The sequence below is a fragment of the Comamonas sp. C11 genome, from assembly GCF_024496285.1.
Classification (GTDB): domain Bacteria; phylum Pseudomonadota; class Gammaproteobacteria; order Burkholderiales; family Burkholderiaceae_C; genus Comamonas; species Comamonas testosteroni_F.
The window spans coordinates 3,925,705-3,951,842 of record NZ_CP101743.1 but is presented as its reverse complement, the minus strand read 5'-3'; the positions used below and the strand labels follow the sequence as shown (position 1 = coordinate 3,951,842).

At 60.6% G+C, this 26,138-nt stretch carries 26 protein-coding genes; 22 read left to right on the top strand and 4 right to left on the bottom strand.

The genetic code is table 11. The annotated features are described in order from the left end of the window. Window positions 1-49: 49 nt before the first annotated feature. The 20 genes from NOX35_RS18085 to NOX35_RS17990 all read left to right on the top strand — a co-directional run bounded on the left by NOX35_RS18085 (window position 50) and on the right by NOX35_RS17990 (window position 21,201). Entirely contained in the window at window positions 50-727 is a 678-nt protein-coding gene (locus NOX35_RS18085) for a tetratricopeptide repeat protein (protein ID WP_256494216.1), read from the top strand. 2 nt (window positions 728-729) lie between these two features. Beyond that, window positions 730-1,905 carry an outer membrane protein assembly factor BamB gene (bamB, locus tag NOX35_RS18080; RefSeq protein WP_182283539.1) on the top strand — a complete coding sequence of 392 codons (1,176 nt, stop codon included), beginning with the start codon at window positions 730-732 and terminating at the stop codon, window positions 1,903-1,905. 15 nt (window positions 1,906-1,920) lie between these two features. Then, entirely contained in the window at window positions 1,921-3,261 is a 1,341-nt protein-coding gene (gene der, locus NOX35_RS18075) for a ribosome biogenesis GTPase Der (protein WP_182283538.1), read from the top strand. A gap of 104 nt (window positions 3,262-3,365) precedes the next feature. Beyond that, window positions 3,366-3,620, top strand: a complete 255-nt coding sequence (gene hfq / locus NOX35_RS18070) for an RNA chaperone Hfq (RefSeq protein WP_012839170.1) — start codon at window positions 3,366-3,368, stop codon at window positions 3,618-3,620. Window positions 3,621-3,721: 101 nt separating this feature from the next. Then, a complete protein-coding gene (hflX, locus tag NOX35_RS18065; protein ID WP_182287255.1) occupies window positions 3,722-4,885 on the top strand; it encodes a GTPase HflX in 1,164 nt (387 codons plus the stop codon). 71 nt (window positions 4,886-4,956) lie between these two features. Beyond that, a complete protein-coding gene (hflK, locus tag NOX35_RS18060) occupies window positions 4,957-6,348 on the top strand; it encodes an FtsH protease activity modulator HflK (protein WP_182283537.1) in 1,392 nt (463 codons plus the stop codon). An 11-nt stretch (window positions 6,349-6,359) separates the two neighbouring features. Then, the gene (gene hflC / locus NOX35_RS18055) at window positions 6,360-7,250 is read left to right on the top strand and encodes a protease modulator HflC (protein WP_003063801.1); all 891 of its coding nucleotides are present in this window, start codon (window positions 6,360-6,362) and stop codon (window positions 7,248-7,250) included. 144 nt (window positions 7,251-7,394) lie between these two features. Then, entirely contained in the window at window positions 7,395-7,583 is a 189-nt protein-coding gene (locus tag NOX35_RS18050; protein WP_012839168.1) for a DUF2065 family protein, read from the top strand. Window positions 7,584-7,676: 93 nt separating this feature from the next. Continuing rightward, entirely contained in the window at window positions 7,677-8,834 is a 1,158-nt protein-coding gene (locus tag NOX35_RS18045; RefSeq protein WP_182283536.1) for an ATP phosphoribosyltransferase regulatory subunit, read from the top strand. Between the two features lie 28 nt (window positions 8,835-8,862). Beyond that, window positions 8,863-10,239, top strand: coding sequence for an adenylosuccinate synthase (locus NOX35_RS18040; RefSeq protein ID WP_039048793.1), 1,377 nt, complete (start codon window positions 8,863-8,865; stop codon window positions 10,237-10,239). Window positions 10,240-10,279: 40 nt separating this feature from the next. Next, entirely contained in the window at window positions 10,280-10,804 is a 525-nt protein-coding gene (locus NOX35_RS18035; RefSeq protein ID WP_003063794.1) for a phosphoribosyltransferase, read from the top strand. A gap of 279 nt (window positions 10,805-11,083) precedes the next feature. Further along, window positions 11,084-12,256 carry a YncE family protein gene (locus tag NOX35_RS18030; protein ID WP_182283534.1) on the top strand — a complete coding sequence of 391 codons (1,173 nt, stop codon included), beginning with the start codon at window positions 11,084-11,086 and terminating at the stop codon, window positions 12,254-12,256. Between the two features lie 72 nt (window positions 12,257-12,328). Then, window positions 12,329-13,156 carry a polysaccharide deacetylase family protein gene (locus tag NOX35_RS18025; protein WP_182283533.1) on the top strand — a complete coding sequence of 276 codons (828 nt, stop codon included), beginning with the start codon at window positions 12,329-12,331 and terminating at the stop codon, window positions 13,154-13,156. Window positions 13,157-13,177: 21 nt separating this feature from the next. Further along, a complete protein-coding gene (locus NOX35_RS18020; RefSeq protein WP_182283532.1) occupies window positions 13,178-14,158 on the top strand; it encodes a sterol desaturase family protein in 981 nt (326 codons plus the stop codon). A 14-nt stretch (window positions 14,159-14,172) separates the two neighbouring features. Continuing rightward, window positions 14,173-15,060, top strand: a complete 888-nt coding sequence (locus NOX35_RS18015) for an EI24 domain-containing protein (protein ID WP_182287254.1) — start codon at window positions 14,173-14,175, stop codon at window positions 15,058-15,060. A gap of 322 nt (window positions 15,061-15,382) precedes the next feature. Next, window positions 15,383-16,798: a type I glutamate--ammonia ligase gene (gene glnA / locus NOX35_RS18010; RefSeq protein ID WP_003077519.1), complete on the top strand. Its 1,416-nt coding sequence runs from the start codon at window positions 15,383-15,385 to the stop codon at window positions 16,796-16,798. Between the two features lie 179 nt (window positions 16,799-16,977). After that, window positions 16,978-17,490 (top strand): hypothetical protein, encoded by a 513-nt coding sequence (locus NOX35_RS18005; RefSeq protein WP_182283531.1) that lies wholly within the window; start codon window positions 16,978-16,980, stop codon window positions 17,488-17,490. Between the two features lie 36 nt (window positions 17,491-17,526). After that, window positions 17,527-18,636: a nitrogen regulation protein NR(II) gene (gene glnL, locus NOX35_RS18000; protein ID WP_182283530.1), complete on the top strand. Its 1,110-nt coding sequence runs from the start codon at window positions 17,527-17,529 to the stop codon at window positions 18,634-18,636. Window positions 18,637-18,682: 46 nt separating this feature from the next. Then, window positions 18,683-20,233, top strand: coding sequence for a nitrogen regulation protein NR(I) (gene ntrC, locus NOX35_RS17995; protein ID WP_256494211.1), 1,551 nt, complete (start codon window positions 18,683-18,685; stop codon window positions 20,231-20,233). Between the two features lie 200 nt (window positions 20,234-20,433). Beyond that, on the top strand, window positions 20,434-21,201 hold the full coding sequence (locus tag NOX35_RS17990; protein ID WP_232537991.1) for a hypothetical protein: 768 nt from the start codon (window positions 20,434-20,436) through the stop codon (window positions 21,199-21,201). An 11-nt stretch (window positions 21,202-21,212) separates the two neighbouring features. Here NOX35_RS17990 and xth read toward each other — a convergent pair whose 3' ends face one another. Next, entirely contained in the window at window positions 21,213-21,989 is a 777-nt protein-coding gene (xth, locus tag NOX35_RS17985) for an exodeoxyribonuclease III (RefSeq protein ID WP_182283528.1), read from the bottom strand. 243 nt (window positions 21,990-22,232) lie between these two features. On the opposite strand from xth, the gene NOX35_RS17980 reads away from it, so the two are divergent. Further along, window positions 22,233-22,466 (top strand): DUF333 domain-containing protein, encoded by a 234-nt coding sequence (locus NOX35_RS17980; protein ID WP_232537990.1) that lies wholly within the window; start codon window positions 22,233-22,235, stop codon window positions 22,464-22,466. A 95-nt stretch (window positions 22,467-22,561) separates the two neighbouring features. Here the strand turns inward: NOX35_RS17980 and NOX35_RS17975 are convergent, their stop codons facing one another. The 3 genes from NOX35_RS17975 to NOX35_RS17965 form a co-directional block, all read right to left on the bottom strand. Then, the gene (locus NOX35_RS17975) at window positions 22,562-23,644 is read right to left on the bottom strand and encodes a metallophosphoesterase (protein WP_182283527.1); all 1,083 of its coding nucleotides are present in this window, start codon (window positions 23,642-23,644) and stop codon (window positions 22,562-22,564) included. A gap of 193 nt (window positions 23,645-23,837) precedes the next feature. Then, window positions 23,838-24,341 carry a dihydrofolate reductase gene (locus NOX35_RS17970; protein ID WP_182283526.1) on the bottom strand — a complete coding sequence of 168 codons (504 nt, stop codon included), beginning with the start codon at window positions 24,339-24,341 and terminating at the stop codon, window positions 23,838-23,840. Window positions 24,342-24,462: 121 nt separating this feature from the next. After that, entirely contained in the window at window positions 24,463-25,293 is an 831-nt protein-coding gene (locus tag NOX35_RS17965; RefSeq protein ID WP_182283525.1) for a thymidylate synthase, read from the bottom strand. 241 nt (window positions 25,294-25,534) lie between these two features. On the opposite strand from NOX35_RS17965, the gene NOX35_RS17960 reads away from it, so the two are divergent. Continuing rightward, window positions 25,535-26,128: a hypothetical protein gene (locus tag NOX35_RS17960; protein ID WP_182283524.1), complete on the top strand. Its 594-nt coding sequence runs from the start codon at window positions 25,535-25,537 to the stop codon at window positions 26,126-26,128. Window positions 26,129-26,138: the final 10 nt, after the last annotated feature.

Below are 26,138 nucleotides of genomic sequence, written 5' to 3'. Positions count from 1 at the left end.
TTTTCCGCTCCTCGTTTTCCGACCAGCGTTCCACACAATCTAAGTAGCCATGGCAAATCATCTCGATCTTGAAGAACAAGAGCAAATTGAGCAGCTCAAGCATTTCTGGAATTCCTGGGGAACTCTGATCACCAGCGTGCTGGTCGTGGTCTTTCTCGGATTGGCCGGCTGGAATGGCTGGCAATACTGGCAAAAGCGTCAGGCGACCCAGGCTTCGGCGCTGGAGTTCGCGGTGGACCAGGCACTCACGGCCAAGGATGCAGCTCGTGCCGATCTGGCTCTCAGCGAACTCAAGGACAAGTACTCGGGTACAGCGCAGGCTGCCCAGACGGCGTTGCTGGTGGCCAAGGCTTCGGTGGATGCCGGCAAGCTCGATGACGCCAAGGCTCAGCTGAGCTGGGTGGCAGACAAGGGCGACGAAAGCTTCAAGGCCCTCGCTCGCATTCGTCTGTCTTCCGTGCTGGAGCAGCAAAAAAGCTATGACGAAGGCCTGAAGGTGCTTGAGGCGGCCATGCCCGAGTCCTATGCCGGTCTGAAGGCTGATCGCCGTGGCGATCTGTATGTCGCGCAGGGCAAGCAGGCTGAGGCGGTTGCCCAGTACCAGGCTGCCTACAAGGCACTGGACAAGGATCTGGACTACCGCCATCTGGTGGAATTCAAGCTGAATGCGCTGGGCGTGGCTCCTGAAGCCGCGACCCTGGTCAAGACAACGCCGTCGGAGAAATAATCTTGAAGACTTTTGCCCATCAAGTGAAGTCCGCTGCCCCTGCAGCGCAATCCGCAGCCCGTGTGCTGGTGCTGACTGCTGTGGCCGCGTCGCTGGCTGCCTGCTCCATGTTCGGCAGCAAGGACAAGCCCAAGCCTCTGGACCTGGGGCCCAATCCCGGCAAGATTGCGGTGCATCAGGCTTGGTCTGCCAAGCTCGGCAGCGAAGTGCCTCTGGCCATGCCTGCTCTGGTGCAGGGCAATACTGTCACCGTGGTCACCAAGGATGGCAGCGTCACGACGCTTGATGGCAATACCGGCAGCCAGCTGGGCAAGTTCAGTGCGGGCGAGCCGCTGACCACCGGCGTGGGCAGCGACGGACAGCGCACAGCGGTGGTTACACGCAGCAACCAGCTCATGGTGTTTGCCGAAGGCAAGCAGCTGTGGAAGAACAATCTGACTGCAGCAGTCTATACGCCGCCCCTGGTGGCAGGCGGGCGCGTGTTCGTGATGGCGGCTGACCGTTCTCTGGCAGCCTTCGATGCCAACACGGGTCGCGAGCTGTGGTCGGTTGAAGGCCCCAGCAATGAGCCGCTTATTTTGCGACAGCCAGGCGTTTTGCAGGCCGTTGGTAATAATCTGGTTGTAGGCGTGTCCGGACGTCTGGCCGGTGTCGATCCCGACAATGGCTCGGTGCGCTGGATGGCGCCTCTGGCCGCACCGCGCGGCACCAACGATGTGGAGCGACTGGTGGATCTGGTCGGACCCGTCAGCCGTGTGGGCAGCAGCGTCTGCGCACGCGCCTTCCAGGCCTCGGTGGGGTGCGTGGACGTGAGCGCGGCCAATGTGCGCTGGACGCAGACCTCCAAGGGCAGCGACGGCGTGGCCGGTGACGAGCAGGCTGTGTTCGGTGCCGAAAGCAATGGCACGGTACAGGCATGGAATCGCGCAGACGGTCAGCGTCTGTGGTCCATCGACAAGCTGCAGTACCGCAAGCTGGCGGCGCCTCTGGTGCTGGGCCGCTCCGTGGTGCTGGCCGATGATTTGGGGACAGTGCATATGCTCTCGCGTGAGGACGGCTCTGCACTGGCCCGTTTGGAAACTGACAAGGCAGGAGTTGCCACTTCCCCGGTTGTTGCCGCCAATACTCTGGTGGTCGTCAGCCGAAGCGGAACTGTGTATGGCTTCAAGCCGGATTGATAGGTTGTTTTTGGAATGAAGCCAGTTATTGCCCTGGTAGGGCGCCCCAATGTGGGCAAGTCGACGCTGTTCAATCGACTCACCAAGTCGAGGGATGCCATCGTCGCCGACTTTGCAGGGCTGACGCGTGACCGCCATTACGGCCAGGGCCGTCAGGGCAAGCATGAGTACATCGTCATCGATACGGGCGGTTTCGAGCCGGACGCATCGCGCGGCATCTTCAAGGAGATGGCCAAGCAGACGCAGCAAGCCGTGGCGGAAGCCGATGTCGTGATCTTCGTGCTGGATGCGCGCGCCGGTCTGTCCGGTCAGGATCACGAAATCGGCAACTACCTGCGCCGCCTGGGCAAGCCCACGTTGCTGGTGGCCAACAAGGCCGAAGGCATGAAGGACGGCGTGCACCTGTCCGAGTTCTATGAGCTGGGCCTCGGCGAGGTCATGCCTGTGTCCGCAGCCCATGGTCAGGGTGTGCGCAGCCTGGTGGATGCGGCTCTGGGTCTGCTGAATCTGCCCGAGCCTGAAGAAGAGGTCTTTGGCGAGGAAGACCAGAAGCCCGTGCGTCTGGCAGTGGCAGGTCGTCCCAACGCCGGCAAGTCCACGCTGATCAATACCTGGCTGGGTGAAGAGCGCCTGGTGGCTTTTGACATGCCCGGCACCACGCGCGATGCGATCACCGTGCCTTTCGAGCGCAATGGCCAGAAGTTCGAGCTGATCGATACAGCCGGTCTGCGCCGCAAGGGCAAGGTATTTGAAGCCATCGAGAAATTCTCGGTGGTCAAGACGCTGCAGGCCATCGAAGGTGCCAACGTCGTGCTGCTGCTGATCGATGCCACGCAAGGCGTGACCGACCAGGACGCCCATATTGCGGGCTATATCCTGGAAAGCGGCCGCTCGGTCGTGCTGGGCATCAACAAATGGGATGCCGTGGATGACTACCAGCGTCAGATGCTGGAGCGCTCCATCGAGACGCGCCTGTCCTTCCTGAAGTTTGCGCCGCTGCACTTCATCTCGGCGCAAAAGCGCCAGGGTCTCGAGCCGCTGTGGAAATCCATCATCCAGGCCCATCGTGCAGCCACCTGCAAGATGCCTACTCCTGTGCTGACCCGCATTCTGATGGAGTCGATCCAGTTCCAGACGCCCAAGAAGGTGGGAGCCTATCGTCCCAAGATGCGCTATGCCCACCAGGGAGGCATGAACCCGCCCATCATCGTGATCCATGGCAACTCGCTGGAACTGGTCACCGATGCGTACAAGCGCTTTCTGGAAGGTCGTTTCCGCAAGGAGTTCAATCTTGTCGGCACCCCGTTGCGTATCGACTTGAAAACCTCCCATAATCCTTACGCCGACAAGGATTAATAGCTGTCTGCTGGTGCCTGCGGGAAAACCCTTTTCGCTGTTTTTCCCGGGCCCTGTGGTAATGTGTCGGTTTACAACAACACTCTTCGAACACGGAGAATATCGTGAGCAATAAAGGTCAACTCCTCCAAGATCCGTTCCTGAACGCACTGCGTCGTGAACATGTGCCGGTCTCCATCTATCTGGTCAACGGCATCAAGCTGCAGGGCCAAATCGAGTCGTTCGACCAATATGTGGTGCTTCTGCGCAACACTGTGACCCAGATGGTATACAAGCACGCCATCTCCACCATCGTTCCCGGTCGTGCCGTGAACTTCTCGGCCGCTACTCCGGCTGACAACGACGCCGCTGCTGCCTAAGCTTTCTTGCGTCAACGCCCGCCGGCTAGTCCGGCGCGGCTCTTACCCTACGGGACAGGTATTTGAGTTCTGAATCCTTTGAACGTTCCGCGTCTGCGCCAGTGCTGCTGGTGGGCGTGGATTTTGGTGTTCCCCATTTCGATGACGAGCTGGAAGAGCTGGGCCTGCTGGCACAGACCGCTGGCTTGCAACCCGTGGCGCGCTTGACCTGCAAGCGCAAAGCTCCCGATCCTGCGTTGTTCGTGGGCAGTGGCAAGGCGGATGAGATCCGCATGCTGGCCCAGATGCACGGCGCCAAGGAAGTCTGGTTCGACCAGGCTCTGAGCCCGGCGCAGCAGCGCAATCTGGAGCGCCATATCCAGATGCCGGTCAACGACCGGACCATGCTGATTCTGGAAATCTTCGCCCAGCGTGCACGCAGTCATGAAGGCAAGCTGCAGGTGGAGCTGGCTCGCCTGCAATACATCAGCACGCGCCTGGTGCGCCGCTGGAGTCACCTGGAGCGTCAGGCTGGCGGTATCGGTGGCCGTGGCGGCCCCGGTGAAAAGCAGATCGAGCTTGACCGCCGCATGATTGACGATGCCATCAAGCGCACCAAGGAGCGCCTGAAAAAGGTCAAAAAGCAGCGCTCTACGCAGAGGCGCCAGCGCTCGCGTCGCGAAGTTTTCAACATTTCCCTGGTTGGCTATACCAATGCCGGCAAATCCACGCTGTTCAATGCCATGGTGAAGGCTCGCGCCTATGCCGCAGATCAGCTGTTTGCCACGCTGGATACCACCACCCGGCAGATGTATCTGGCGGAGGCCGAGGAGTCGGTTTCCCTGTCGGATACCGTCGGTTTTATTCGTGACTTGCCGCACGGTCTGGTGGATGCTTTCCAGGCCACCTTGCAGGAGGCGATTGACGCCGATCTGCTGCTGCATGTCGTGGATGCATCGAACCCCGGATTCCCCGAACAAATACAACAAGTCCAAAAAGTTCTGGGTGAAATCGGGGCCGATGATGTGCCCCAGATTCTGGTTTTCAACAAGCTGGATGCCATTGAGCCCGAGCGTCAGCCTGCCATGCTGCAGGATATGTATGAGCTCGATGGCACGCCGGTGCCGCGTGTGTTTGTCAGTGCTCGCTCGGGGCAGGGGCTGGCGCAGCTGCGGCAGATGTTGGCTGACCGGGTTTTGCAGGTACGTGAAGAGGCGGCACGCGAAGAAGTCGAGGGGCAGGACGATACGTACTGGATGTCCCCTGATGACGACGCGCAATACTAGGGGCTTGCGTTCCTATTGGGCACAATGCTTGCCATGGTCCATGTCTTTTTGAAAACACAGAGACGTCTCGCATGAATTTTTCACAACGCGTCCATCGCCTGGCGGTGCTGCCGCAACGCATTCGCGGGATGTTCAATTTGAACGATCCGCGCTGGGGTCGTGGCGATAACAACAACGAAGATGGTTCCAAGCCGGACAGCTCGGCACCCGAAGGGGAGCGTCCTCCGATGCCGCCCGCACCCGAGCAGCGACCCCGTCCTTCCTCTCCTCAGCAAGGCCAGCCGCCTGATCTGGAAGAGGTGTGGCGTGATCTCAATCGCAAGCTTTCCGGCCTGTTCGGTGGTGGCTCCGGCAACGGCCGTGGTGTGCCCCCCAGCCGCAGCGGCGGTCAGCCTGGCGAGCCTTTCAACCCTGGCAAAGGAATTTTCCTGATTGCCGGCGTGGCCGTGCTGATCTGGCTGGGTACGGGCTTTTTCATCGTGCAGGAAGGCCAGCAGGCCGTCATCACGCAGTTCGGCAAGTACAAGAGCACCGTGGGAGCGGGCTTCAACTGGCGCCTGCCTTATCCTGTTCAAAAGCATGAGCTGGTCTATGTTTCGCAGATTCGCTCTGCGGAGGTGGGGAGCGACAACATCGTGCGCAGCACGGGGCTGCGTGAATCGGCAATGCTGACCGAGGACGAGAACATCGTCGAGATCAAGTTTGCCGTGCAGTACCGCCTGAGCGATGCGCGAGCATGGCTGTTCGAGAGCCGCAGTCCTTCCGAGGCCGTGATCCAGGTGGCAGAGTCCGCTGTGCGTGAAGTCGTCGGCAAGATGAAGATGGACGCGGCTTTGGCTGAGGAGCGTGACCAGATCGCGCCGCGAGTACGCGATCTGATGCAGTCCATTCTGGATCGCTACAAGGTGGGCGTTGAGGTGGTGGGCATCAATATGCAGCAAGGCGGCGTGCGGCCGCCCGAGCAGGTGCAGGCCTCGTTTGACGATGTGCTCAAGGCTGGTCAGGAGCGTGAGCGCGCCAAGAATGAGGCCCAGGCTTATGCCAACGATGTGGTGCCTCGTGCTGCGGGTGCCGCGGCGCGTCTGGGTGAGGAGGCAGCAGCCTACAAGTCCAAGATCGTGGCCCAGGCTCAGGGTGATGCCGGACGCTTCAGTTCGCTGTATTCCGAGTACCAGAAGGCTCCTCAGGTCACACGCGACCGTCTCTACATCGATGCGATGCAGCAGGTCTACACCAGCGTGACCAAGGTTCTGGTGGAGTCGCGCCAGGGCTCCAATCTGCTGTACCTGCCTCTGGACAAGATCATGCAGAACGTGGGTGGCAGCGCCGCTGCTCCCGCTGCGTCGGGTGATGCAGCTGCAGGCGGCGCAGCTTCGGCTCCTGCCAACGTACGTGTAGTACCCAATCCCGCCGGTGACGCTCGCAGCCGCGATGCGCGCAGCCGTGACCGTGACGCACGCTAGGAGAGAATGCAGTGAATCGAATCGGATTTTTTGTCACCAGCATTCTCGTGGTGCTGGCCTTGCTGAGCTCGACCCTGTTTGTCGTGGATCAGCGTCAGTTCGGTGTGGTCTATGCGCTGGGTCAGATCAAGGAAGTGATCACCGAGCCCGGGCTTAACTTCAAGCTGCCGCCACCGCTGCAGAATGTGCGCTACATCGACAAGCGTCTGCTGACGCTCGACAGCACCGATACCGAGCCCATGCTCACGGCTGAAAAGCAGCGCGTGGTCATCGACTGGTATGTGCGCTGGCGCATCTCCGAGCCTTCGGAATACATCCGTAACGTGGGTCTGGATGAATCTGCCGGTGCCATGCAGCTCAACCGTGTGGTGCGCAATGCCTTTCAGGAAGAGATCAACCGCCGCACCGTGCGTGAGCTGCTGTCTTCCAAGCGTGAAACGCTGATGGCCGACGTCAAGCGTGAAGTGCTGGAAACCGTGCGCGGCTCCAAGCCCTGGGGTGTCGACATCGTCGATGTGCGCATCACTCGCGTGGACTATGCCGAGACCATCACCGAGTCCGTCTATCGCCGTATGGAGGCCGAACGCAAGCGCGTGGCCAACGAGTTGCGCTCCACAGGCGCGGCTGAGGGTGAAAAGATTCGCGCCGAGGCCGACCGTCAACGTGACATCACCATTGCCAATGCCTACCGCGATGCACAGAAGATCAAGGGTGAGGGCGATGCTGAAGCGGCACGGGTCTACGCAGAAGCCTTTGGCAAGGATCCGCAGTTTGCGCAGTTCTATCGCAGTCTGGATGCTTACAAGGAGAGCTTCTCCAAGAAGAGCGATGTGCTGGTGCTAGATCCCTCGCAAAGCGACTTCTTCAAGGCATATCGCAGTGGCGGCTCCGCTGGCAAATAGGCCTTGGCTTGCGCAAATTCGGATCAGGCATGGTGTTTTGCCGATAGAAATGCCTGTTGTGCATCCTTGTTTGCGCAAGTTCGGAAAGCTTTGACAACGATACAAACAATGGCCCCTTGAGGGCCATTGCCTATTGGGGGGGCAATGGACTGGTGGGAGATCCTGGGACTGGCGATCGCCATGCTGCTGGTGCTGGAGGGGCTGCTACCCCTGTTCGCGCCCGGGCTGTGGCGCCAGCTGTTTTCCCAGTTGTTGCAACTCAGGGATGGGCAGCTGCGCTTTTGCGGATTGCTCTGTATCGCAGCAGGCGCCATCATGCTGGTGCTGCTTTAAATACTGCCGATACTGGCTAGGCCTTAGCGGTCAAATTGGGCAGGGCTGGCAAAGCCGGTAGAATCGCATTTTTAACAGCCTCCCCATTTCTCCATGTCTGCTTGGGTCCTGCCGGATCACATTGCCGATGTTTTGCCCTCCGAGGCACGGCACATCGAAGAATTGCGTCGAGGATTGCTCGATACTGCGCGCAGCTATGGCTATGAGCTTGTCATGCCACCCATGCTGGAGTATCTGGAGTCCTTGCTGACGGGTACAGGCGAAGCTCTTGCCCTTCAAACCTCCAAACTGATTGACCAGCTCTCCGGTCGCACCATGGGCCTGCGTGCAGACATGACGCAGCAGGTGGCACGCATTGATGCACATTTGCTCAATCGCAAGGGCATAACCCGTCTGTGCTACTGCGGTCCTGTCGTTCATGCGCGCCCCGAGCGTCCGCGTGCCACGCGTGAGCCGCTCCAGTTCGGTGCAGAAATCTACGGCCATGAAGGCCTGGAAGCCGATCTCGAAGCCCTGCATCTGGCTCTCGACTGCCTCAAGGGAGCGGGCGTCAAGGACGTCATCGTGGATCTGGCCGATGTACGCATCGTGCGCAGCCTGCTGGCCGGCGTGATGGTGGACGTGCAGGTGCTGCGCGGCGTGCATGCGGCCCTGGCCTCCAAGGATGCAACCGAGCTGGCTCAGCTGACCCGCGATTTCCCCGAAGCCTCGCGTGAGGGCCTGATGGCGCTGCTGCAGTTGTACGGCGGGATGGAAGTGCTCGACCAGGCTGAAAAGCGGCTGGAGCGCACTGCAGGCGTGCGCAATGTGCTGTCACATTTGCGCTGGCTGGTGCAGCATCTGGATGGCGTCAAGGTCAGCTTCGACCTGGCCGATCTGCGTGGCTACTCCTACTACAGCGGCACGCGCTTTGCGATCTATGTGCCTGGCGGCAGCGATGCCTTGGTGCGCGGTGGCCGTTACGACGAAGTCGGTGCAGTGTTCGGGCGCAATCGTCCAGCTGCCGGCTTCAGTCTCGATATCAAACAACTGGTGGCTGTCGTGCCCGAGCGTCCGCTCAAGGCTGCCATTCGCGCCCCCTGGGGTGATGACGCGCAAGTGGCTGCCGCCATTGCCGCATTGCGCCAGCAGGGCGAGACGGTGGTCTGCGTGCTGCCAGGGCATGAAAGCGAAGTGGATGAGTTCCACTGCGACCGTGAGCTTGCCAATGTCGGCGGGCAATGGGTCGTGCAAGCCATTCAAGGCATTTGACTAATTCTTCGATTTATCGGATTGGAATATGAATACATCCAAAGGTCGCAATGTGGTCGTCGTCGGCACCCAGTGGGGTGATGAGGGCAAGGGCAAGCTGGTCGACTGGCTGACCGAGAGCGCCAACGGCGTCGTGCGTTTCCAGGGCGGTCACAACGCCGGTCACACACTGGTCATCAACGGCGTGAAGACGGCTCTGCACCTGATTCCCAGCGGCATCATGCGTCCCGGCGTGAAGTGCTACATCGGCAACGGTGTGGTGCTCTCCGTGGGCAAGCTGTTTGAAGAAATCGAAGGTCTGGAAAAGGCCGGCGTGCAAGTGCGTGAGCGCCTGCGCGTGTCCGAAGCCTGCCCGCTGATCCTGCCTTTCCACCAGGCTCTGGACGTGGCCCGTGAAGCGGCCCGTGAAAAGGGTGGCGTGCAGAAGATCGGTACCACCGGCAAGGGCATCGGCCCCTCCTACGAAGACAAGATCGCCCGCCGCGCGCTGCGCGTGCAGGACCTGAAGCACCCCGAGCGCTTCGCCACCAAGCTGCGCGAGCTGCTGAGCCTGCACAACCACATTCTGGTGAATGTGCTGGGTTCCAAGAACTTCGACTTCGGTGCCGGCCTGGCTCCCTATATGAAGGACGGCGAAGTTCAGTTCGACGCCGTGTACGAAGAAGCCATGCGTCATGCCGAGCTGCTCAAGCCCATGATTGCCGACGTGTCGCGCGAGCTCAATGCGGTGCACGCCGAAGGCGGCAACCTGCTGTTCGAAGGCGCGCAAGGCACGCTGCTGGACGTGGATCACGGCACCTATCCCTATGTCACATCGTCCAACTGTGTGGCTGGCAATGCCGCCGCAGGCGCTGGCGTGGGCCCGGGTCTGCTGCACTACATCCTGGGCATCACCAAGGCTTACTGCACCCGTGTGGGCGGTGGTCCCTTCCCTACCGAGCTGGAATGGGAAAAGGAAGGCACTCCCGGCTGGGTCATGTCCACCGTGGGCGCTGAGAAGGGCGTGACCACCGGCCGCTCGCGCCGCTGCGGCTGGTTCGATGCTGCGCTGCTCAAGCGTTCGGCCCAGATCAACGGTCTGTCCGGTCTGTGCATCACCAAGCTGGACGTGCTGGACGGCATCGAAGAACTGCAACTGTGCGTGGGCTACGAGCTGGACGGCGAGAAGATCGACCTGCTGCCTCTGGGTGCGGACGATATCGAGCGCTGCAAGCCCATCTACGAATCCATCCCCGGCTGGACAGACTCCACCGTGGGTGTGACCGAGTACGACAAGCTGCCCGTGAATGCTCGCCGTTATCTGGACCGTATCGCCGAAGTGACCGGTGTGCCCATTGCGATGGTATCCACCAGCCCCGACCGCGACCACACCATCCTGATGCACAACCCGTACAGCGCCGCCTGATCGGGCCGGGTTTTACTGAACTTTCAAAGGAACTGTGCCCATGCTGACAGAAGACGGTAAGCACCTGTATGTGAGCTACGACGAGTACCACGGTCTCATCGAAAAGCTCGCCATCAAGATCCACCAGTCCGGCTGGGAATTCGACACCATCCTGTGCCTGGCACGCGGTGGTCTGCGTCCCGGCGACATCCTGAGCCGCATTTTCGACAAGCCTCTGGCCATCATGTCCACCAGCTCCTACCGCGCCGAAGCCGGCACGGTGCAGGGCCATCTGGACATCGGCCGCTTCATCGCCACGCCCAAGGGCGATATTTCCGGCCGCGTGCTGCTGGTGGACGATCTGGCTGATTCGGGCGCCACGCTCAAGGCCGTGATCGCCATGCTCAAGACCAACTACGCACCGATCACCGAGCTGCGCAGTGCCGTGATCTGGACCAAGGGCGTGTCGACCTTCGAGCCTGACTATTCGGTGGACTTCCTGGCCACCAACCCCTGGATTCACCAGCCTTTCGAAGGCTATGACACGCTGAATCCTGAAAAGCTTGCGGAGAAGTGGAAGGTCTGAGGACCCGTCACCGACGTTGGCAAAGGAGCCCTTTTGGGGCTCCTTTTTTTATAGAGCAATGATGTTCATCAATAAATGAGCGCCATGTGCCTTTATTCCAACGGTTTCAAGCTTTTTTAAAGCTGTACTGTAATAAAAGCAGGCGCTAGCTGCTCCTGTTTTTGAATTGTTGTCATGATGCGGCCTGTGCCGATCAGGCAAGGTTGCGCGGCATTTCAACAAGCTTTGTAAACCAGAAGGCTTGTGTTGGCAGTGGCTGCATTGACGCAGCTACACTGCATGGATTCTGAGAAGGTGGTGGTTGTGGGACGTCTTTCTATTGGGCGCACTGGCGCTGCTGTGGCATTGGTCGTGGGCGTGGGCGCTGCGGCATGGTTGGGGGCTTCGGCCTTGCCAGGTTTCAAGTCTGCGAAGGCAGCCGCACCAGCGGTCGCGGCAGTGCCTGCAGTCACGCCCGCTGCTGCTGTACCGGCCGCTGGTGCAGCGCCTCAGCCCCCAGCCGCTGTCAAGCCCGCGCAGGCTGCGCGTGCCGTGCAAGGCCCTACGCCCATCTTTGTGCTCAACTCCCTGGATGCATCCATCAGCGTGATCGATCCGCAGACCTGGAAGGAGCAGTCGCGCATTCCCACGGGCAAGGAGCCTCATCACCTGTATCTGACGCCAGATGAGAAGTCGCTGGTGGTGGCCAATGCACTGGGCGATTCGCTGACTCTGGTGGATCCGCGCACGGGAGCTGTGCAGCGTGTGATCCGCGATATCGTGGACCCATACCACCTGCGCTTTTCACCGGATATGAAGTGGTTTGTCACGGCTGCCAACCGCCTCAATCACATCGATTTTTACCGCTGGGATGCGGCCACGCAGACGCCGACGCTAGTCAAGCGCGTCTCCACCGGCAAGACGCCCAGCCATTTGTTCATCGACGCGCAGAGCAAGACTTTGTACTCCACCATGCAGGACAGCGACGCCTTGGTGGCCATCGATATCGCCACCCAGACCATCAAGGCTCGTGTGCCCACCGGCCCCATGCCTGCGGACGTCTATGGCAGCCCTGACGGCAAGAAGCTGTTTGTCGGCCTGACGGGCGGCGATGGTGTCGAAGTGTTCGACATCACCGGCCCCGAGCCACGCAGCCTGGGTCAGATCAAGACGGCAGCCGGCGCCCATGCCTTTCGCGCCGCCGGTGATGAACGCCATCTTTACGTGAGCAATCGCGTGGCCAATACCATCAGCAAGATCGATATGGTCAGCAGCCAGGTCGTTGCCAATTACCCGGCGCCTGGTGGCCCCGACTGCATGGATGTCTCGGCCGACGGCCGCTACATCTTCGTGGCCTCGCGCTGGGCACGCAAGCTGTCGGTGATCGACACGGTGGAGAAGAAGGTGGTCAATCAGGTCAATGTGGGCAAGTCGCCTCACGGTGTCTGGACGCTGTCCCACGCTGCGCGCTAAGGTGCTTGTCCCTGCTGCATCGAAACGGCAGGGATGGCTTGGTCTCCGTGTTGACCACCTCAAGGAGGGTGGATGCAAAGACGTTGTTTCATGCTCGGATCGCTGGTCGGCGGCCTGTCTGCCGTTCCAGCCTTTGCTGCCGAAGCTGCAAAGAATATGGCTTCAGGCGCTTGCTCCAAGGCGCTCTACCTGACCTTCGACACCGGGCATATGGGCATAGCCCAGTTGATCGCCCAGGTTCTGCAAAAGTACAAGGTACCCGTCACATTCTTTGCGGCCAATGAGGCCACGAAGGAGGGGGGCAGCAGTCTGGGTGATTTCTGGGCTCCCTGGTGGAAGGCGCGTGCCGACGAAGGTCACCAGCTCGCATCCCATACCTTCGACCATATGTACTGGCTGGCCGATATTCGCGACAAGACCACGGGCCAGGTCACACATTTCAAGGTCAAGCCCTCGGCCGGGCCCAGAGCCGGTCAGAGCTATGTGGTATCTGCCGATGAATACCGCCAGGAGATTGCCCGTTCCGCCCAGCGGCTGACCCAGATCACGGGCCGCAAGACCTTGCCGCTGTATCGTGCACCCGGCGGCAAGACATCGCCCGCGCTGATTGCTGCAGCGCAGCAGGGCGGCTTTCAGCATGTGGGCTGGGCGCCGGCAGGCTTTCTGGGCGATGAGCTGCCCAGCGACAAATATCCGAATGAACGCTTGCTGGCCCAGGCACTCAAAAACATAGGCAGCGGCGATATCTTGCTGGCCCACCTCGGCATCTGGTCACGCCAGGACCCCTGGGCTCCGGCGGTGCTGGAGCCACTGATCGTCGGTCTGCTGGATAAGGGCTTTTGCTTTCGTACGCTGGCCGAGCATCCGGCGTATCAGGGCTGGATTGCGCAGCACCGCTGAGTGCTGCAAGAGGAGTGAGTTGTGGATTGGTTGGTTCAGATGTTTGGAGAGGCGCAGCAACGCTTGTTTGAAGGCGTGGTTCAGCCGTTTCTGTTCCATTTCGGCATGGCGAACCTGCTTGAAGATGGCTACACGGCCACAGGCTGGCTGCTGGTGGGCTTGCTGCAGATAGCGGTCATGGTCGCGGTGATTGTGCCGCTGCAGCGCTGGAGGCCGGTCGAGCCCGTGGTGGACCGCCAGGCGATTCGCGTGGACATCCTCTACACGCTGATTCACCGGCTGGGATTTTTCCGGCTGGCATTGTTCTTCACGATCGATCCCTTGTGGGATGCCCTCATGGGCAGGCTTCATGTCTTGGGCATGCCTGGCTTTCATCTGGACGATATCTGGCCGGGCGTGACGGACAATGCCTGGGTCAGCCTGTTGATGTATCTGGTTGTCTTCGATCTGGTCGAGTACTGGATTCATCGAGGTCAGCACGGCCTTGCCTGGTGGTGGAAGCTGCATGCCGTGCACCACTCGCAGCGTCAGATGACGGTGTGGAGCGACAACCGCAATCACCTGCTCGACGACGTGATCCATGACGCCATCATCGTGCTGGTGGCACAGCTGATTGGCGTGGCTCCGGGGCAGTTCGTGGCCATCGTGGCCCTGACTCAGCTCAGCGAGAGCTTTCAGCATGCCAATGTGCGTATCTGGTTTGGCCAGCTGGGCGAACGCCTGTGGATCAGTCCGCGCTTTCACCGCCGCCACCACGCCATCGGTATTGGCCACGAACCCATGGCGCCCGTACGCAACAAGAAGGTGCATGGCAACAACTTCGGCGTATTGCTGCCCTGGTGGGACATATTGTTTGGCACGGCCAACTTTGATCTGCGCTATGACCCCACTGGCATTCGCGACCAGGTGCAAGCGAATGCAAAAGGACAGTTGCGCGACTATGGCCGCGGCTTCTGGGCGCAGCAGTGGCTGGCTGTCCTGCGATTGATGGGTCGCGCATAAGTCAATCCTTGAGTATGCTTGCCAGCATGAGCTTGCTACTCGACTCTTTTTGGCGTGCCCTGGCGTATTGCCTGCATAAGCGGGTCATTGTCTGGTCACTCTTGCCGCTGCTGGCCATGGCCTTGATGGCCTGGCTTTTGGGTTACTTCTTCTGGGCCGATGCGGTCCTCAAGGTGCAAAGTCTGCTGGACGGGGTGGGATGGCTGCATTCCCTGTGGCTATGGCTGCAGGGGCAGGGCCTTGGTTATGCCTCGGAGGTGGTGGCTTCCATTTTTGTCGTGTTGGGAGCAATGCCGGTACTCGTGGTGCTGGTTTTGCTGCTGGTGGGTCTGTTCATGGCGCCTGTGCTGACGCAGCTGGTGGCCGAGAAACGCTTTGCCGGGCTGGAGAAAAAACATGGCGGCTCTACCGTCGCCAGCCTGATCTGGTCGGGTGGCTCCACGCTGATTGCGCTGCTGGCCTTGTTTGTCACTCTGCCGCTCTGGGTGTTCCCGCCGCTGATGCTGGTGGTGGCGCCTTTGATCTGGGGGTGGCTCACTTACCGGGTGATGGCATTTGACGCCTTGTCCGAGCATGCCAGCAAGAACGAGCGCCGGGCCCTTTTTGCCCGTCACCGCATGTCGCTCATCCTGATGGGGGTGATCTGCGGCTATCTGGGCGCAGCACCCGGTGTGGTCTGGATTTCCGGGCTGCTGTTCCTGGCCGCTTTCTGGATTCTGGTTCCGATTGCGATCTGGATTTATGCGCTGGTGTTTGCCTTCTCTGCACTGTGGTTTGCTCACTTCTGCCTGGCTGCGCTGGAGCAGATGAGGGCGCAGACCATGCCGAATGCTGCGGACCCGCAGGTCCCGTTTGCACCTGGTGCAGATGATTCGGATGCTGCAGCTTCGGTGGCTCGCTGAGCAGCATCTGCTGCAGGTTGAATCAGGTGTCATGCACCAAAAACAATCTTATTTCAGAAATGCACCATCTTGGTGCAAATATGTTCACCAAGTTGGTGCAGCTGTGAGACGTGCTCTGGCAGTGAGACAATGCGCGTCTGTTTGGTGCAGTTTGCAGATACAGCTCTGTTAAGTGCTTATGTCTTGTGCCGAATATCTTTACACCAAGGCTCGGTTTCGGTGCGCAGATGTTGTTGTGAGGCACTGAGGTCGAGTTGGCACGCAAACTGCTAGATACTATTCATTCTTTATTTGATCAGCCAAAGTTGGCAGGAGAGATCTAATGGCGAAGACCGTTGCAGACGTGATGCAGATGGTGCAGGATAACGAGGTCAAGTTCGTGGACCTGCGCTTTACCGATACCCGCGGCAAGGAACAGCATGTGACCGTGCCCGTGTCGCACTTCGACGAGGACAAGTTCACCTCGGGCCATGCTTTCGACGGTTCTTCCGTTGCCGGCTGGAAAGGTATCGAAGCCTCGGACATGCAGCTGGTTCCCGATCCCAACACTGCCAATATCGATCCCTTCTTCGAAGAAACCACACTGATTCTGCAGTGCGATGTGATCGAACCCGGTGACGGCAAGGCCTACGACCGCGATCCCCGCTCCATCGCCAAGCGTGCCGAAGCCTACCTGAAGGCTTCCGGCCTGGGCGATACAGCTTACTTCGGTCCCGAACCCGAATTCTTCATCTTCGACGGCGTGCGCTGGGGCACCGAGCCTCACAACCCCTTCTTCGAAATCGAAGAATACGAGGCTCCCTGGAACACCGGCACCAAGTTCGAAACCGGTAACCGTGGTCACCGTCCTCGCGTCAAGGGTGGCTACTTCCCCGTTCCTCCAGTCGACAGCACCCAGGACATGCGTGCAGAGATGTCGCTGCTGCTGGAAGCGGTCGGCATTCCTGTCGAAGTGTTCCACCACGAAGTGGCTGGCGCCGGTCAGAACGAAATCGGCACACGCTTTTCGACTCTGGTCGAGCGTGCCGACTGGACGCAGCTGCAGAAGTACATCATCTGGAACGTGGCCAACACCTACGGCAAGACGGCAACCTTCATGCCCAAGCCCTACGCTGGCGATAACGGCTCCGGCATGCACGTGCACCAGTCCGTGTGGAAGGATGGCAAGAACCTGTTCGCCGGCGACGGCTATGCCGGTCTGTCCGACTTCGCCCTGTACTACATCGGCGGCATCATCAAGCACGCTCGTGCGCTGAACGCCATCACCAACCCTGGCACCAACAGCTACAAGCGTCTGGTTCCCGGCTTCGAAGCGCCCGTGAAGCTGGCTTACTCGGCCAAGAACCGCTCGGCCTCCATCCGTATTCCTTACGTCAGCAACCCCAAGGCACGTCGCGTGGAAGCTCGCTTCCCCGATCCTCTGATGAACCCCTACCTGGGTTTCGCAGCTCTGCTGATGGCCGGCCTGGACGGCGTGGAAAACAAGATCCATCCCGGCGAAGCCGCGACCAAGGATCTCTACCACCTGCCTCCCGAGGAAGACAAGCTGGTGCCTACCGTCTGCCACAGCCTGGATCAGGCTCTGGAAGCCCTGGACGCCGACCGTGCGTTCCTGACCAAGGGTGGCGTGTTCTCCGACAGCATGCTGGACGCCTACATCGAACTGAAGATGGGCGAAGTGACTCGCTATCGCCAGTCGGTGCACCCTGTCGAATACGATATGTACTTCTCGCTGTAAAGCAGAGGTCAAAAAAGGCGGCGCAAGCCGCCTTTTTTATTGCACACCCGCTGCTGCGGGGGCAGCAGCAAAGGAACCAAACGGGTTGGTGGCGGTCAAGTAGTCAATAAAAGCCGCAGGCTTGGAGCGATACTCAGGGTGTTGCGGACTTGCGGCCGCCGTCTGCCTGAGAGGACCGAATGAAGAAGTTTTATGTGTTGTCGCTGCTGTGTCTTGCATCCGGGCTGGTTTCTGCCCAGGATGTGATCTACCGCTGCGGCAATGAGTACACCAACAATGTTTCGCAGGCCAAGGCCAAGGGATGCAAGCCTGTCGATGGCAGTGGCGTGACGGTGATTCACGGCACCAGGCCCTCGGGTGGCAACGCCGCTGCGGCTGCGGCCAAGCCCAAGCCGGCAAGTAGCGCTGCATCGAGCGCGCCGGCGCCGGCCCGCAGCGACAGTGCCGCGCAGAAAGCGCGTGACTCCGATGCACGAGCCATCCTGCAAGGCGAGCTGAACAAGGCCCAGGCCAGACTGGCCGAGCTGAAGGCCGAGTACAACGATGGCAACCCCGTGCGTACGGCGCTGGAGTTGCGCAATCCTCAGGGCTACCCGGAGCGGGTGGCCAAGCTGAAGGCCGATATCACACGCCAGGAAAGTGATATCGCAGGCATCAGGCGAGAGCTGGACCGGCTGCCTGCGGTCAATTAATCCGGCCCCTGGGGCTGGTCATTTTTGGTCTATCGAATGAGTTCCACTGCAGCCCCGCTCCCCGATATCTCCAGGCCTGATCCAGATCAGGCCAACGGTCACGGCTACCAGTCGCTGGACTGGCTTTGCACCCTGATTGCCGTGCTTGACGAGTACGGCATGGTGCGCTTTGTCAATGCGGCGCTGGAAAACGCCCTGGGCCAGTCGCGCCGCATCATGGTGGGCAGTGATTTCGCCACCTGCTTTGCCGAGCCTGCCTTGCTGGACAAGGCGCTCAGCGGCGCCCGTTCCAACGACTTTGCTGCGCTGCGATTTGAGGCCAGCCTGCTGCGTCTGGGGCAGGAACCTTTGCCGATTCACGCGGCCGTTTCGCTGGCCGAGAAGGCCGGCCATGTCATGGTGGAGATGTGGCCGCTGGAACAGCAGGCCCGTCAGGATCGCGAGGAGCGCATCCGAGAGCAGGCGCTGGCGAACAAGGAGTTGATTCGCAATCTGGCGCACGAGATCAAGAATCCGCTGGGCGGCATTCGCGGGGCAGCACAGCTGCTGCAGATGGATCTGGTCACGCCCGAGCTGCTGGAATACACCACGGTCATCATTCACGAGGCCGATCGCCTGCAGGCGCTGGTGGACAGATTGCTGGCCCCGCATCGCCATCCGCATGAGGTGGGCGATGTCAATATTCACGAGGTCTGCGAGCGCGTGCGTTCGCTGGTGCTGGTCGAGCACCCTCAGGGGCTCAAGATCACGCGTGACTATGACATCTCCATTCCCGAGTTCAGAGGTGATAGCGCACAGCTTATACAGGCCCTGCTCAATATCGTTCAGAACGCGGCCCAGGCGCTGGGGCGGCGCATTGCAGAGGGCGATGCCGAGATCATTCTGAGGACGCGTGTGGCCAGACAGGTCACTCTGGGGCGCGAGCGCTACAGATTGGCACTGGAATTGCATGTAATCGACAACGGGTCAGGCGTGCCAGATGCCATCAAGGAAAGGATTTTCTATCCTTTGGTTTCAGGCAGAGACGGCGGATCCGGCCTGGGGCTGACGCTGGCTCAGACCTTTGTGCAGCGTCACCATGGCCTGATCGAATGCGAGAGCCAGCCGGGGAGGACGGATTTCCGAATCCTGATACCGCTGCCATAAAGCCTGACATTATCAATATGCAGAAGAAGGGAAGGATGTTGCACGAATGAAGCCAATCTGGATTGTGGACGACGACCCTTCCATCCGCTTTGTGCTTGAAAAAGCATTGGGGCGTGAAGGCTGGCCCATTCGCAGCTTTACCCAGCCGCGCGATGTGCTCAAGGCCCTGGCTGATGTGGACAACAGCGATCCCGAGCGTCAGGCTCCTCAGGTGCTGGTCAGCGATATACGCATGCCTGGCGGCTCGGGCCTTGAGTTGCTGGAGCAGGTCAGGGCGCAGCAGCCCGGACTGCCCATGATCATCATGACGGCCTATTCCGATCTGGACAGCGCAGTCTCTGCATTCCAGCGCGGGGCCTTCGAGTATCTGCCCAAGCCATTTGATGTACCCAAGGCTGTGGAGCTGATCCGGCGTGCCGTGGAGGAAAGTCAGCGCGAGGAGGTGGCCGATGTGCAGGCTCCGGTGCAGGCGGAAATGTTGGGGCAGGCACCTGCCATGCAGGACGTGTTTCGCGCCATCGGCAGACTGAGTCAGAGTCATGTCACGGTGCTGATAACCGGGGAGTCCGGCGCCGGCAAGGAGCTGGTGGCACGAGCGCTGCACAAGCATTCTCCGGTTGCTGGTGGACCGTTCGTAGCCATCAATACCGCTGCCATTCCGAAAGACCTGCTGGAGTCCGAACTGTTCGGTCACGAGCGCGGTGCTTTTACCGGCGCGCAGACCCAGCGCAGGGGGCGTTTCGAGCAGGCCGAAGGCGGTACGCTGTTTCTCGATGAAATCGGCGACATGCCGTTCGAGCTGCAGACGCGTCTGCTGCGGGTGCTCTCCGACGGTCATTTCTACCGGGTTGGCGGACATCAGGCCGTCAAGGCCCATGTGCGTGTGATCGCGGCGACGCACCAGGATCTGGAGCTGCGCGTCAAGGACGGCGCTTTCCGCGAGGACTTGTTCCACCGTCTGAATGTGATTCGCCTGCGCCTGCCTGCGTTGCGCGAGCGCAAGGAAGACGTCCCCATGCTGACCCAGCATTTCCTGCAGCAAAGCGCGCGTCAGCTGGGGGTGGAGCCCAAACGCATGAGCACAGCCGCCATGAGCCGCCTGCAGGCCTTCAACTTCCCCGGCAATGTGCGCCAGCTGGAAAACATCTGTCACTGGTTGACCGTCATGGCTCCGGCCCAGCAGATTGCACTCAAGGACTTGCCGCCCGAAGTGCTGGGCAGCTCTGCATCCATGAACACGGCAGTCTTTGCCGGTGCATTGAGCAGTGGTGTGGGCCTGGATCAGTCCAAGGCAAACCTGCCTGAGGCGGCAGCCATGTCCGTGCCAGGCACTGCGGCAACGCCTTTGAACGAAGCTCCGGCATTGACCGAGGGCTGGCTGGAAGGGTTGGGCAAGCAGGCCGAGGAGCTGCTGTCGCAAGGCCACCACGATGTATGGGATCAGCTGTCCCATCAGTTCGAAGCACAGTTGCTGCGAACAGCTCTGGCCGCCACGCATGGTCGCAGAGTGGAGGCCGCCAGCCGGCTGGGGATTGGCCGCAACACCATCACCCGAAAGCTGCAGGAACTGGGGTTGGAGAACGAGAACTTTGATTGAATCGGTGAAGTGATTACTTGCTCTCTGGGTGAGTTTTATTAGTCCTACATGGTGCAATCACGGTTGACGACATGAGGCAGATGGCGCAGGGATAACAATCAACAGGCCTTTTGTTGATTGGACTGTTTGCGTTGTCTGCCTTGCCTTTATCCATCACTTTCCCGCCTGCACCGGGGTCTTTCCCGCGGGATGCGAACACCTTGTCGCCATTGCTGCAGATGCCGGAGGCCGAGGAGGCCTTCTGGCACGAGCGCTATATGTGCGAGCCTTACTTTGTCCCGGGGCGTAGCTTTGATCAGTATTACCCCGCCTATCTGCTGGGCTGGCAGGCCGGCAGATATCGGGTTCGGCAGACGGCTTCGGGGAGGAGCAGGAGTTTCGAATCCCTGGAGGCCGAACTACGCCAGCATTGGTCGCTGCATTGCGGGGGCAGTCTGCTGGACTGGTCTCAGGTCAGAGCAGCCGTCAAGGCAGCCTGGCGCCGCGCGATTGTTCCACCCGTGTCCAAGCCTTGCGCGGAGGTCGTACTGGGTCAGAGGGCGAAGAACAGTCTTGCTCTGGCGTTACAGGCAGGACTGCGTTTTGCGCAAAGCTCCAGGCTGTTCTTGACGACTGCGGACTCCAGCATGGCTGTCGATGCCCTGCGTCGTTTCTCCCGGGATTCACACAAGCTGGTTTCCGAGCTGGAGGAGCTTCTTGATGGTGTTCCGGTGGCCCCGCTATCCCTGGCCCTGAATGAGGGCGGTCTGCTGGAGCGAGTGCGCAAGACATGGCTTGACTACCTGGGAGAGACGGTGGCCGAAACCTGGATGGATGTGCTGCGGCGCTTGCAGACCTGGCTGGAGCACACGGAGCACGCTGTTCAGCTGGATTTGCCGGTCAAAGTCGCCAAGCTGCTCAAACGCCATGTGATGTTGTTGCGCGGCCAGTTGCAGGCCTTGCAGTGGCTGAGCCATGGCGCCGTTTGATCCGCAGCGCCTCAGTCCAGTGTGACAATCACGGGGGCGTGGTCGCTGGGCTGTTTGTTCTTTCGCGGAATACGATCCACGCTGCAGGCGCTGACCTTGCTCTTGAGAGCCTCGCTGACCAGAATATGGTCGATGCGCAGGCCGCGATTCTTCTGAAAGCCCAGCATGCGGTAATCCCACCAGGAGTAGCTTTTCTCCGGTTGCTCGAACATGCGGAAGGCATCGCTCAAGCCCAGCTGCAGCAGACGCTGGAAATGGTCGCGTTCTTCCACCGTATGATGAATCGTGTCCTTGAGGCCGACGGGGTCATAGGAGTCTCGATCTTCAGGTGCCACATTGAAGTCACCCACCAGCACCAGGCGCGGATGCAGCGCCATCTGGTTCTGGATCCAATCGTGCAACGCCTGCAGCCAGCGCATCTTGTAGGCAAATTTTTCCGAGCCAGGTTCCTGGCCGTTGACGAAGTAGCCGTTGATCAGACGAATTTCGCCGTTTGGCGAGTCTATGGTCGTGGCAATGATACGGGCCTGCTCGTCGTCAAGCCCGGGGATGTTGCGCACCACATCGCGCCCCGTGTCGCGAGTGATCCAGGCCACGCCGTTATAGGTCTTCTGGCCGTGGCTGACGGCCTTGTAGCCAGCTTCCTCGAACGCCATGTGCGGGAACTTGTCGTCGGTGAGCTTGAGTTCCTGCAGTCCCAGTGCATCGACGGGGTTGGCGGCAAGCCAGTCCAGCACCTGCGGCAGCCGTACGGACAAGGAGTTCACATTCCAGGTGGCAATTTTCATCTTCTTCAACTTTCCTTATTGCATGCGGGTTCCAAGGGGGCGGATTCTTGAAAAAGGCCTCTGGCTACCAGCCTAGCTACTCGAACTGAGCCCTTGGGGGCATTTTTTTCACTGTGACTGACAGCATAGCAAGCCTGGCCCTCTCTGGCGCCGGCAAGGCTGTGCGCCGTGATCCCTGCGGTGGCGGAGCGTGGCCTTTGCGGGCCTGAAGCCCGATGTGAAGGGGTTTGCTACATTGGACGCATGAAACATGCTTCAAGCCTGGCAGGGATGATGATCGTCGTTGCGGCAGTCAGCGGCTGCGCGCAATCGGTTTCCGTCAATTTTGGCAACCCCTCGGAAGCCAACTGCAAAAAGCAGGGCGGGGTGCTGCACACGGAGAAGGGGACGGAAGCTGATCGAAATACCTGCGTGCTGCCGGATGGATCTGCCTTTGAGGAGTGGGTGCAGCATGCGCGGCAGCCGCCGGCGAAATAGGCTGGAGCCCAGACCTGGATTCAGGCATTGGCAAGGCGCTGCCCAGGCGAGAGCTGTCTTGTCGCTGCAAGGCATGCCAGGCGTGGAAGATGGCTTCAATCGCGCAGCACCACGGCCTGCTCGAAATTCTCCGATATGGCCTGTGTGCCGTCGTCAAACACCAGTACGCGCTCGGGCCAGCGCATGGCGGCAAGCTTGCTGCGCTGCACGGGATTGTCGCCGCGCAGGCGGTCTAGCCAGCGGGCACCCACCGAATAGTCCACACAGAACACATTGCCGCGCAGACCATGCCATGACAGGGGGGGCGTTGCGCCAAACAGGTTTTCAAACTGCGAGCCATGCGCGGGCGCGTCGGCCGGGCGCAGGCGGCGCCAGTAGTGGCCGACGATGACGGCGGGCGCTTCTTCGTATTCATTCCACCAGCCCACACGTTCGACAAAACGCCATTTGCCGCCCGCGTAAAAGGGGTTGCGACATTCGCGCTCCACGCCGGCCGTCAGCACCTTCAAAGGGTTGACCATGGCCTTGTTGAGCTCGTTTTCGCTGTGCGCTTGCAAAAAGGGGGGCTCGTGGCGATAGTCTTCCAGGCTGTAGGGCCAGCTCAGCGCTTCCTGGCGCATGCGTTCGGCCACGCACTGGGCGACGGACTGTTCTTCGGCAATCGTCTCGAAGTGGTCGTAGGCAGCGCGTGCACTGCCGCTGGGCAGCTGGCGAATCATGGCGATCTGTTCGGGCCTCCAGGCGGCGTGAACAATGCGCAGATCCTCGCGCTCCAGCGCGATCGGCAACAGGCCGAGCTGCTCGAGCATGGCGGGAGTCTGCTCGGCCGGCATGCGCGCGAAAGGTGCGTACTTGGGCTGGTCGGAGTCGATGCGGCTGTCGAAGAACCAGCCAGAGCCATCCTTGGCATCTTCGCGCAGCAGATTGATTTCATGGTTGCCCAGCACCGCATGGGCCGTGCCCGAGGCCAGCATGGCGCCGACCAGCGCGAGCACCGAAGGGCTGTCCGGCCCGCGGTCGCAGAAGTCGCCGACAAACACCAGTCGCCGTCCTTCGGGGTGATTGCCCTGCAGGTCGTAGCCCAGATGGCCCAGCAATTGCACCAGCGCGGCGTATTCGCCGTGGATATCACCAACGATATCGAGGGCGCCAGGGGGCAGGGGCTGGACTAGGCTCATGATGAAAGGCGATAGGCTTGCGGGTTTGGAGGGCTCAGGCAGCAGCAGGCTGCCTTGCCATTGTCATACGGCTGTCATGCAATGAAGCTGACAATTGTTGCAACGCAACACCGCGAGGGCAAGAGAGTTTTGTCTCTTGCCGGACTGCTGGCCGCCCCGTGCGGATGCGATCCCGCACGGCACGAGACAAGGGTCAGCCTCGGCGCTCGAAGCGCACAAAGCAGTAGGGAAGGCCATTGGCGGAGACATGCTCGCTGCGGCTTACGGCTTGCCACTGCTCGCCCAGTTCGGGGGCAAAGGCATCGCCTTCAAAGTCGCGGCCGATTTCGGTCACTTCCACGGCATCGGCCAGCGGCAGGGCCTGGGCATAGATCTGCGCGCCGCCGATGACCCAGACGTCTTGCGAGAGCTTGCGGCCCAGCTCCAGCGCTTCTGGCAGGCTGGCGGCGCGCAGAACCTGGTCGGATGCCGGCTCGGCTTGCCAGTCGGCCTGGCGGGTGACGACGATATTGCTGCGGCCTGGCAGGGGACGAAAGCGCGGCGGCAGCGAGTCCCAGGTCTTGCGGCCCATGATGACGGCGCAGCCACGGGTCAGTTCCTTGAAATGCGCCATGTCTTCCGGCAGGTGCCAGGGCATGGTGTTGTCCTTGCCGATGACGCCGTTGGCCGCGCGGGCATAGATGAGTTGAATGGCCATAGCTATCAATAATGAAGCTGCTGGCGCTTGCTATTCATTGACTTCAGATATGAAAGTATTTGAAATCGCAGGATGGAAAGCGCAAGCAGCTTTGATTTTTATAGTGATCCGAAGGGGCGGCTCAGACCGCCACAGGCGCCTTGATGCCGGCATGGTGCTGATAGTCCAGCACTTCGAAGTCTTCGTACTCGTAGCCGAAGATGGAGTCGGGCTTGCGCCTGATGTTCAGCGTCGGATAGGCGAAGGGCTGTCGCGACAGCTGGGTCTGCACCTGCTCGAAGTGGTTGTTGTAGATATGGCAGTCGCCGCCGGTCCAGATGAAGTCGCCCACTTCCAGGCCGCATTGCTGGGCCAGCATATGGGTCAGCAGCGCATAGCTGGCGATGTTGAAGGGCACGCCCAGGAAGATGTCGGCGCTGCGCTGGTAGAGCTGGCAGCTGAGCTTGCCGTCGGCCACATAGAACTGGAAGAAGGAGTGGCAGGGCATGAGCGCCATCTGGTCCAGCTCGGCCACGTTCCAGGCGCTGACGATGATGCGCCGGCTGTCGGGGTTGCTCTTGAGCTGCTTGACGACTTCGGCAATCTGGTCGACATGCGTGCCATCGGCCTTGGGCCAGCTGCGCCATTGCACGCCGTAGACCGGGCCCAGGTCGCCGGTTTGCTTGTCGGCCCACTCGTCCCAGATGGTGCAGCCGCGCTCCTGCAGCCACTTCACATTGCTGTCGCCGCGAAGAAACCACAGCAGCTCCAGAATGATGGACTTCAGGTGCACCTTCTTGGTGGTGACCAGGGGGAAGCCTTCATTGAGGTTGAAGCGCATCTGATAGCCGAACACGCTGCGCGTGCCCGTGCCCGTGCGGTCGGTCTTGGACGCGCCGTGCTCGAACACATGGCGCATAAAGGTTTCGTACTGGCAGCGCACGGGGCGCAGGGTGCAGGTGCTGGAGTTCATGGTGCAAAAAGCGGTCAAAGACTGGCAAAGACTGGCTGTGCTGGCAGCGTACACAAGGTGCCGCAGCTCTTGAAGAGGGTGGGCCCGCAGGGCCGCGATAGCCGAAGTGTGCCACGTGCCGGAGCATGCCGAGTTGCCCGCTGTCAATGACCCGTCCTGCGGCCCTGACAGCCTCGAATCTGCTGCAGCTGGCTTCACAATGTCATGGAAAACAACCGAGCCGAACAAGGAGAGTGAGTTCATGTCACGCAATTTTGTGAGCACCGCGGCGGTTGCCCTGGCCGCTGCGGCCTTGCTGGTCGCTTGCGACAAGACCAAGGCCCCGTCTCCCACCGCCGCTGCAGAGGATGTCCGGGCAGCGGCTGCTGCGGCGGCGGCCCCGCCCGCTGCCATGGCGCAGATCGAGGAGGCGGCCACGGTCTCCATCGAGGAAGTGCGTGTTCCCCATGTGGCCAAGGACGGCGAGCCAAGCCTGGACAGCCTCAGGCCGCTGCAGGGCAAGTACCGCTGGGATGGCGTGGACTATGTGAAGGATGGCGTGCTGGCCCAGCGGCTGAAGACGCTGATGGGCCATCAGTACGACACGCTGCTCAAGAACCTGCAGGCCCTGGGTCCGCTGGAGCCTTCCGCAGACCTGCTGTATGTGATGGGCAATCGCCAGCACCAGGGGGGCGAGGAAATGGCCGCCGTGGTGATTGATCCTGTACGCAACGGCCTGCGTGTCTGGTTGCTCAGCGAGGGAAGGCAGACCGTATTCACCGATGTGGATGGCGCAGACATCCCCTGGCCCAGCGCGGTGGAGAACATGCTGCGCAATATCGTTGCCTCTCGCTAAAGCCCTATCA

Coding starts and splice junctions, on each gene's coding strand:
- NOX35_RS18085 (WP_256494216.1), top strand. CDS start 50: ATGGCAAATCATCTCGATCTTGAAGAACAAGAGCAAATTGAGCAGCTC.
- der (WP_182283538.1), top strand. CDS start 1,921: ATGAAGCCAGTTATTGCCCTGGTAGGGCGCCCCAATGTGGGCAAGTCG.
- hflK (WP_182283537.1), top strand. CDS start 4,957: ATGAATTTTTCACAACGCGTCCATCGCCTGGCGGTGCTGCCGCAACGC.
- NOX35_RS18050 (WP_012839168.1), top strand. CDS start 7,395: ATGGACTGGTGGGAGATCCTGGGACTGGCGATCGCCATGCTGCTGGTG.
- NOX35_RS18045 (WP_182283536.1), top strand. CDS start 7,677: ATGTCTGCTTGGGTCCTGCCGGATCACATTGCCGATGTTTTGCCCTCC.
- NOX35_RS18040 (WP_039048793.1), top strand. CDS start 8,863: ATGAATACATCCAAAGGTCGCAATGTGGTCGTCGTCGGCACCCAGTGG.
- NOX35_RS18035 (WP_003063794.1), top strand. CDS start 10,280: ATGCTGACAGAAGACGGTAAGCACCTGTATGTGAGCTACGACGAGTAC.
- NOX35_RS18030 (WP_182283534.1), top strand. CDS start 11,084: ATGGATTCTGAGAAGGTGGTGGTTGTGGGACGTCTTTCTATTGGGCGC.
- NOX35_RS18025 (WP_182283533.1), top strand. CDS start 12,329: ATGCAAAGACGTTGTTTCATGCTCGGATCGCTGGTCGGCGGCCTGTCT.
- NOX35_RS18015 (WP_182287254.1), top strand. CDS start 14,173: ATGCTTGCCAGCATGAGCTTGCTACTCGACTCTTTTTGGCGTGCCCTG.
- glnA (WP_003077519.1), top strand. CDS start 15,383: ATGGCGAAGACCGTTGCAGACGTGATGCAGATGGTGCAGGATAACGAG.
- NOX35_RS18005 (WP_182283531.1), top strand. CDS start 16,978: ATGAAGAAGTTTTATGTGTTGTCGCTGCTGTGTCTTGCATCCGGGCTG.
- glnL (WP_182283530.1), top strand. CDS start 17,527: ATGAGTTCCACTGCAGCCCCGCTCCCCGATATCTCCAGGCCTGATCCA.
- ntrC (WP_256494211.1), top strand. CDS start 18,683: ATGAAGCCAATCTGGATTGTGGACGACGACCCTTCCATCCGCTTTGTG.
- xth (WP_182283528.1), bottom strand. CDS start 21,989: ATGAAAATTGCCACCTGGAATGTGAACTCCTTGTCCGTACGGCTGCCG.
- NOX35_RS17980 (WP_232537990.1), top strand. CDS start 22,233: ATGAAACATGCTTCAAGCCTGGCAGGGATGATGATCGTCGTTGCGGCA.
- NOX35_RS17975 (WP_182283527.1), bottom strand. CDS start 23,644: ATGAGCCTAGTCCAGCCCCTGCCCCCTGGCGCCCTCGATATCGTTGGT.
- NOX35_RS17970 (WP_182283526.1), bottom strand. CDS start 24,341: ATGGCCATTCAACTCATCTATGCCCGCGCGGCCAACGGCGTCATCGGC.
- NOX35_RS17965 (WP_182283525.1), bottom strand. CDS start 25,293: ATGAACTCCAGCACCTGCACCCTGCGCCCCGTGCGCTGCCAGTACGAA.
- NOX35_RS17960 (WP_182283524.1), top strand. CDS start 25,535: ATGTCACGCAATTTTGTGAGCACCGCGGCGGTTGCCCTGGCCGCTGCG.